The 1,644-nt window shown below is 36.9% G+C and carries 1 protein-coding gene; it reads left to right on the top strand.

Translation table 11 applies throughout. The features are described 5' to 3' along the window. Positions 1-122: 122 nt before the first annotated feature. Entirely contained in the window at positions 123-1,478 is a 1,356-nt protein-coding gene (locus Q4Q35_RS04810) for a transposase (protein ID WP_303276808.1), read from the top strand. The last annotated feature ends 166 nt before the right edge of the window (positions 1,479-1,644 follow it).

Raw genomic sequence — 1,644 nt, 5'->3', positions numbered from 1 at the left:
AGGCACATTCATAAATAAGAAAACCCTTGTAAATATGAGGGTTTTGTTGTAAATTAAGGAAACCAAAAACCCCGAAATCAGCTATGACGAGCCAAAAACGGGGTTTTCTTTTTTCCTTGACTATGAAATTACAAAGATTTTCTGACTTTCAACATAGTTTTTCGTTTTTATCCGCGACGGAAAATATGCATGCTTATTATACTCGTTTTTTAGAGAGCGATCTAGGTAAAATTCACCTGGCCATTCCCTGGGAATCCCTGGTTGAGGATTTACAGATTAAAGAAAAAACAGCAGGCTCTAAAATGGTGTTCAGTCCTAAGGGAAGATTAGCACTTATGTTTTTGAAACATTATGCCTGTTGTTCAGACAGGAAGCTTATTGAGCAACTTAACAGTAATATAGATTACCAGTTTTTTTGTGATATACACTTAGGTCTTATTCGGCTGACAAATTTCAAAATAGTAAGCCAAATACGTTGTGAACTAGCCGATAAGCTCAATATCGATCTGCTTGAGAAAACGCTGTACCATCATTGGCAACCTTATATTGACAACAAGAGCCAAGTTACAGTTGATGCTACCTGCTATGAGAGTGAACTGCGTTATCCTACACCTACAAAGCTATTATGGGAAGCGGTGGACTGGCTCTACAACCAACTCAGGGACACCTGTAAATATTTAGGTATAAAAATGCTGCGCACCAAATATATCAAATGGAAGAAACGCTATTTTGGATTTAGCAAAATGCGACGGAAAACCAACAAAAAGCGCAGGCCTCTCATTAGAGCCTTATTGGGCCTGCTCCATAAACTTATCGGTTTTGAAGCAGTACTCCGTAATTCTCACAAAGTTAAATTTACGGTCACCTATTATCGCAGGGTAGCTACCATTAAAAAAGTACACCAACAGCAGAAAGTGTACTTCGAGACAGGTAAGCCTCCAAAAAACCGAATTGTTAGTGTCGCTAAAGATTACCTTAGACCAATTGTAAGGGGCAAAGAAGTAAAACCAGTTGAATTTGGAGCCAAAGTAAACAAGCTCCAGATCGATGGTATCAATTTTATCGAACACTTAAGCTTTAATGCTTTTAATGAGGGCACCCGTCTTAAAAGTTCGATATATAAGGCACAATCGCTCACCAAAGTAAAAACAAAAGTATTGGGAGCCGATGCTATTTATGCTACAAACAAGAACAGGACGTTTGTAACCAAAAATAATATTAAAACGGATTTTAAACGTAAAGGAAAACTTCCTGAAAACTATAAAGACGAAAAGAAGCTCAAAGCTTTAATTACCAAAGAGCGAGCCACACGGCTAGAAGGTAGTTTTGGCAAAGAAAAAGAACATTATCACCTTAAGAGAATCAAAGCCAAAACAAAGGCTACAGAAAAACTCTGGATATGCTTTGGAATACATACTGCCAATGCTTTGGAAATAGGAAGGCGCATACAAAACAGTCTAACTCAAATAGCAGCCTAAATTTGTAAAACACAAAAAATCATGGGATACCTATGACTTGTTCTCTATAAAAACCCTATTCTCATCTCTAAATTTAGAAAAAAGAAACTCCAAGACTTCATATAAATCAAATCTTGGAGTTTTTATGTCTTATAATCATTATATCGACCTAAATTCTGAATGCGCC

It is taken from the genome of Flavivirga aquimarina, assembly GCF_030540835.1.
GTDB lineage: Bacteria > Bacteroidota > Bacteroidia > Flavobacteriales > Flavobacteriaceae > Flavivirga > Flavivirga aquimarina.
This window is presented reverse-complemented; position numbering and strand designations above follow the sequence as displayed.